Source organism: Pseudomonas sp. K5002 (assembly GCF_013386655.1).
Classification (GTDB): Bacteria; Pseudomonadota; Gammaproteobacteria; order Pseudomonadales; family Pseudomonadaceae; genus Aquipseudomonas.
On the sequence record NZ_JACARK010000297.1, the window covers coordinates 1 to 5,237 of the forward strand.

The following is a 5,237-nucleotide window of genomic DNA, read 5'->3' on the forward strand; positions in this document are numbered from 1 at the left end:
GGGTTGTAGAACTTCTCGATGGATTCGCCCAAGTCCGGCACCGCGCTGCCGGGTGCCACGTTGCGGTCGCTGAGGTCTTGCCCGGCGCAAAAGCCGCGGCCTTCACCGGTCAGCAGCAGCACGCGCACGTCGGGGTTTTCCTGGACTTGCTTCAACGCTTGCTGGACTTCGCCGTGCATCTGCGTGTTGAAGCTGTTGAGCTGGTCGGGGCGATTGAGGCTGAGCAGGGCGACGCCGGCCTCGATGGAAAACAGGATGTGTTCGAAGTTCATGGTCGTGAGGCCCTCACGGTGCACGCTCGGCGGTCAGCCGGCTCATTATTGGATCGGCGTGGTCAGCCGGTTTTGCCGGAGTATAGCTTCAACGTGATACATAAATGCAACGATAAAATTGATTTGGTGTGTCTTGTTTTGAGTTTGATGAAAATGAACTGCTCGCTGTGCTGGTCGGTGAATACCTGATAAATCCCCTATTTTATTGGCTTTACGTCGATTATCAGCGGCACCGTATCAAGCCACGGCGACACATGATTCAAGCGATACGCTTTTTCAGCTTTGTGCTTGTAAAAATGATGTGATACAAAATAAGCCAAGATCGGCATCGCTTTGCGAATACGCCATAAAAGGAATCCCCATGACTTGCTACAGCCTCGACGGCCTGACCCCGGTGGTCGACCCCACGGCCTACGTCCATCCCTCGGCGGTACTGATCGGCGACGTGATCATCGGCCCCCATTGCTATGTAGGGCCGCTGGCGAGTTTGCGCGGCGACTTCGGGCGCATCGTCCTCGAAGAAGGCGCCAACCTGCAGGACACCTGTGTGATGCACGGCTTCCCGGACAGCGACACGGTGGTCGAGCGCAACGGCCATATCGGCCACGGCGCCGTGCTGCACGGTTGCCGGATCGGCACCGATGCGCTGGTGGGCATGAATGCGGTGGTGATGGACAACGCCCGTATCGGCGCTCGCTCATTCGTCTCGGCGGCGGCGTTCGTCAAAGCCGGTTTCGAGTGCCCTGAGCAGTCGTTGGTGATGGGCGCGCCGGCCAGCGTCAAGCGCAGCCTCAGTGATGAAGAGGTGCACTGGAAACAAACCGGCACCCGTGAATACCAGCGCCTGGCTCAGCGTTGCCTGGAGCAGATGCAGGAATGCGCACCCCTGAGCGCACCGGAAGCTGATCGCCCACGCATCAGCGACAGCGGCCTGCGGCCCAAGGGCAGATGAATCGCCTGCATCCCGACGCCGCTAAAAACGGTATATTTTCTCTTTTTGCCTCGGTACGCCCATGTCGTCACTGACACCCCTGAACCAACTGATTACCCGCTTCCAGGAGCAGACGCCGATTCGCGCCAGTTCCTTGATCATCACCTTGTACGGGGACGCCATCGAACCCCACGGCGGGACGGTGTGGCTGGGCAGCCTGATCCAGTTGCTCGAACCCATCGGCATCAATGAACGGCTGATCCGCACCTCGATCTTCCGCCTGACCAAGGAAGGCTGGCTGACCGCCGAAAAAGTCGGGCGCCGCAGCTACTACAGCCTGACCGGTGCCGGGCGTCGGCGTTTCGACAAGGCCTTCAAGCGGGTCTACAGCTCCAGCGTGCCGGCATGGGATGGCTCGTGGTGCCTGGTGATGCTCACGCAGTTGACCCAGGACAAGCGCAAACAAGTGCGTGAAGAGCTGGAGTGGCAAGGTTTTGGTGCGATTGCCCCGACCGTGCTGGCCTGCCCACGCAGCGACCGCGCCGACGTCAACGCCACCTTGCTCGACCTCGGCGCCCAGGAAGACACCATCGTCTTCGAAACCACCGCCCAGGATGTACTGGCCTCCAAGGCCCTGCGGGTGCAGGTGCGCGAGAGCTGGAACATCGAGGAGCTGGCGGCCCATTACAGCGAGTTCATCCAACTGTTCCGACCGCTCTGGCAAGCGCTTCGCGAGCAGGAACAGCTACAGCCTGCGGATTGTTTCCTGGCACGGGTCCTGCTTATTCATGAGTACCGCAAACTGCTGCTGCGCGACCCGCAATTGCCCGATGAATTGCTCCCCGGCGATTGGGAAGGCCGCGCCGCCCGCCAGTTGTGCCGCAATATTTACCGGTTGATTTACGCCAAGGCCGAGGAATGGCTGAACAGCGCGCTGGAAACTGCCGACGGCCCGTTGCCGGACGTTGGCGAAAGCTTTTACCGGCGGTTCGGAGGCCTGAAATAAGGAGCGACGCTGTTCAGGAGAACGGGTGGAGTAATGTGGCGTAGAGAATAAAAATAAGCCTGCGTGAGGCCTGAACATGATGTCTTCAATTGCACAGCGCTGTGATGGGTTCGACCAATGGATCCATCAGATCAATCAGATCTGTGGCGCATTCGATGGGCAGATCCTGGGGGATGGTTTTTCCGGGCAGATCTGCGAGTACCAGAGCGGCGCGCTGAAACTCAGCTTTGTCGACGCCTGCCAGGCGCGGCTGTTTCGTACCTCCAGCCAAATCGCGGCGGGCGAGGGCGGCAAGTACTTTGCCGTGTTCCAGCTCGACGGCACGGCCGGCATGGCCCAGGGTGACAGCAAGGCGCTGTTGCGCGCCGGCGACATTACCCTGATCGATGCGGCGCACCCCAGCGACTTCACCTACAGCGAGAATTCGCGGCAGTTGTCGTTGATCCTGCCGTCGTACCTGGTGGAGCAGACCTTGCGTTTCAACCCGGTCAAATGCGGGCACCGGATCGAGGCGGCGTCGCCGATGGCGATGCTGTCCCGGCAGCTGATTCTGGAGGCCACCCGGCAAGACAACCTGACCTTGCAGGAAAGCGAGGCGACGCTGGAGGCGATCATCAACCTGCTGCGCCCGGCGATCAGCCAGGCGGGCGAGGGCAGCGACGCCCATGAGCGAGTGTTCCGCAAGACGCTGGAGTGTATTGACCAGCACATTCGCTCCGAAGAGCTGTGCCCCGAGTGGCTGGCGCGGGAGGTGGGGATGTCGGTGCGCGGGCTGTACCGGATCTTTGCCCGCAAGGGCCTGGTGGTGGCACGGTACATCAAGAACCGACGGCTGGATTTGTGTGCTGAATCCCTGCGCCAATCCAGGGTGGAGGAAAAGCTTTCGGTGCTGGGGTACTCGTGGGGGTTTTCGGATTCGAGTTATTTTTCGACGGCGTTCAAGTCACGGTTCGGCATTGCGCCGGGTGAGTACCGCAAACAACACGCCTGATCAGGGGATACGCCGATCAAAAATGTGGGAGCGAGCAAGCCCGCTCCCACATTTGGATCGCGTTTCGTTCAGTTGGGCATTCCATCTTCAATCGCAATCCCTTGCGCCCGCATTTCCTTGATCAAACCCGCCCTTGTGCCCGGCAGATTGAGCATCGCTTTGTGCCGCAATTCAGTGACTTCCTCGGCGCTATAGGGCTTGTAATCCACCGGCGTACTCTTGCCCGCCATCCCGTCCGGACGCATCAGCCAGTTCAGCAAATCCGCCAGTTGCCCATCGTTCAGCGCCGACTGCGACATCCCCGGCACCCGTACCAAAAACTCCCGACCGCCCGGCACCTTCAGAAAGTTGCCGACAAACCCGGTCATCCTCGGTGTGTCGTTGGCCGCCGAGCCCATGCCGCTGCCCAGATGGCAGCCGGCACACTGCAGCTGATAGTTGGTCGCCACGCTGTACCCGGCCTGGGCGATCGGCGTTTGCGGCGACTCATTCCCCGGTGCGTGCTTCTGGTTTGGATTGGGAATGGCCCGAGCCTGGGCGAGCGGGGTGGCGAAGACACACATCAAGCTCAGCAAAAACAACGTACGCATGACAAGCCTCTTGCACTGACCTGTGGCGAGGGAGCTTGCTCCCGTTGGGCTGTGCTGCGGCCCCAAGATCTCTGGGCGCTTCGCACTCCAACGGGAGCAAGCTCCCTCGCCACAAGGGTGAGTTAAACCGCGACGCCGCGAATGATCGAGACCGTGCAGTGGTAGATGTGGGATTTGGCCGCCAGGCACCAGTTCACATCGTTGTTGTTGAACGGCCGGTACGCCGGTTCCTCACTGTCGTTACGCGTGCACGCGCACTGGGCGCAGCTTTGCTTACCGCAGCAGTCGTTATAGGAAATGATGTAGTCCTTGCCATCCGCCGGGTTGCGGCAGGTGCCGATCCAGGTCACCTGGGACGCCTCGGTGCCCGGTGGGCAGGAGGTCACCGAGCCGCCACAGCAACTGCACAGGAAACCGTCGATGGAGCAGTAGCGCCAGTAGTCGCAACTGTTCGGGTCGCCCGGGTCACCGGCTTTCGGGTTATCGGCAGCCAGCGCCTTGCTGGTGCGGTCCAGGGGCAGCAGCAGGGGCAACGCGGCGCCTGCGACCATCAGCGAACCCATACGGGCCAACAGTTTGCGTCGCGACGTGGTGTCGGCCAGGCGACGGGTCGAGCGCTCGAATAACAGATCCAGCAATTTCATGAGAGTCTCCCTGCCTTAATCAGTGGCTATGGCCGTGGCTGTGGTCGTGGGGCTGCGGCTGGCTGTTGAGGTATTCCTGCAGCGTCGCGCTTTTCAGGTGTTCGACTTCGAACAGGCTGTCCAGGTGCTCGCGGGAATTGACCAGGCCCTTGGCGCGCAAGGTGCCGCTCTTGTCGATCAGCGCGGCATACGGCAGCTTGCCGATCTGGTAGGTCATGCCGACTTCCGGGCCGACCACGTAGGTGACGTCGTCCAGCTTGTGTTCGGTGATCAGCGCGTGCTGGGCTTCCATGTCGCCGTCGCTGATAAACACCACATCGAGTCGGTCAGCCTGTTCCCTGGCGATGGACTTGATCGCCGGCAACAGGGATTTGCAGATCGGGCAGGTGGGCGAGAGGAAGAACAGCAACTGGTTCTTCTCACCGGCATAGCCGAAGTTCACCGGGCGGCCTTTACGGTCGGAAGCGGTGACTTGCGGGGCCGGCTCATTCACCGCCACGCCCTTGTCGACCATCAGTGCGCCGGCCGGGGCGATGCGCCCGTGCAGCACACCAATCTGGCGCACCAGGCCCATCACGGCAAACGCCAGCGCCAGCAGCAGTACCCACAGCAGTACGTTGGAAACAATAAGGCCTTCCATTGATCACCTACCAATCAGTTTGAGCAGAAGAGGGGAGTTCGCCAGCAGGCCATCGGCTGCGGCGTAAATCAGCAGCGCGACGGCGCTGGCGGCGACGGTGACGAAGCCGTCGAAAAAACCCAGGTCACGGGCAATCGGCAGCACGCTGGCCAGCAGGGCCACG

The 5,237-nt window shown here is 61.1% G+C and carries 7 protein-coding genes and 1 pseudogene; 3 read left to right on the forward strand and 5 right to left on the reverse strand.

The annotated features are described in order from the left end of the window. Positions 1-272: enoyl-CoA hydratase-related protein (locus HX846_RS15210; RefSeq protein ID WP_178965651.1), on the reverse strand; the 272-nt coding region annotated here is incomplete at its 3' end. A 361-nt stretch (positions 273-633) separates the two neighbouring features. Here HX846_RS15210 and paaY point away from each other — a divergent pair. The 3 genes from paaY (at position 634) to feaR (ending at position 3,200) form a co-directional block, all read left to right on the forward strand. Further along, entirely contained in the window at positions 634-1,224 is a 591-nt protein-coding gene (paaY, locus tag HX846_RS15215) for a phenylacetic acid degradation protein PaaY (protein ID WP_003208885.1), read from the forward strand. Between the two features lie 61 nt (positions 1,225-1,285). Continuing rightward, entirely contained in the window at positions 1,286-2,209 is a 924-nt protein-coding gene (gene paaX, locus HX846_RS15220; protein ID WP_003208883.1) for a phenylacetic acid degradation operon negative regulatory protein PaaX, read from the forward strand. 76 nt (positions 2,210-2,285) lie between these two features. Beyond that, positions 2,286-3,200: a transcriptional regulator FeaR gene (gene feaR / locus HX846_RS15225; protein WP_178965652.1), complete on the forward strand. Its 915-nt coding sequence runs from the start codon at positions 2,286-2,288 to the stop codon at positions 3,198-3,200. 68 nt (positions 3,201-3,268) lie between these two features. Here the strand turns inward: feaR and HX846_RS15230 are convergent, their stop codons facing one another. From HX846_RS15230 to HX846_RS39560, 4 genes and pseudogenes are all read right to left on the reverse strand, one after another. Continuing rightward, positions 3,269-3,790, reverse strand: a complete 522-nt coding sequence (locus HX846_RS15230; protein WP_087694284.1) for a cytochrome C — start codon at positions 3,788-3,790, stop codon at positions 3,269-3,271. A gap of 122 nt (positions 3,791-3,912) precedes the next feature. Next, positions 3,913-4,434 (reverse strand): methylamine dehydrogenase light chain, encoded by a 522-nt coding sequence (locus HX846_RS15235; RefSeq protein WP_003208877.1) that lies wholly within the window; start codon positions 4,432-4,434, stop codon positions 3,913-3,915. 19 nt (positions 4,435-4,453) lie between these two features. Then, positions 4,454-5,074, reverse strand: coding sequence for a methylamine dehydrogenase accessory protein MauD (gene mauD, locus HX846_RS15240; RefSeq protein ID WP_003208875.1), 621 nt, complete (start codon positions 5,072-5,074; stop codon positions 4,454-4,456). A gap of 3 nt (positions 5,075-5,077) precedes the next feature. Continuing rightward, positions 5,078-5,237 (reverse strand): annotated as a pseudogene (locus HX846_RS39560) (methylamine utilization protein MauE); the annotation flags it as partial.

Bases quoted from the DNA above. Each gene is read 5' to 3' on its own strand.
- paaX (WP_003208883.1), top strand. From the start codon at position 1,286: ATGTCGTCACTGACACCCCTGAACCAACTGATTACCCGCTTCCAGGAG.
- paaY (WP_003208885.1), top strand. From the start codon at position 634: ATGACTTGCTACAGCCTCGACGGCCTGACCCCGGTGGTCGACCCCACG.
- feaR (WP_178965652.1), top strand. From the start codon at position 2,286: ATGATGTCTTCAATTGCACAGCGCTGTGATGGGTTCGACCAATGGATC.
- HX846_RS15230 (WP_087694284.1), bottom strand. From the start codon at position 3,790: ATGCGTACGTTGTTTTTGCTGAGCTTGATGTGTGTCTTCGCCACCCCG.
- HX846_RS15235 (WP_003208877.1), bottom strand. From the start codon at position 4,434: ATGAAATTGCTGGATCTGTTATTCGAGCGCTCGACCCGTCGCCTGGCC.
- mauD (WP_003208875.1), bottom strand. From the start codon at position 5,074: ATGGAAGGCCTTATTGTTTCCAACGTACTGCTGTGGGTACTGCTGCTG.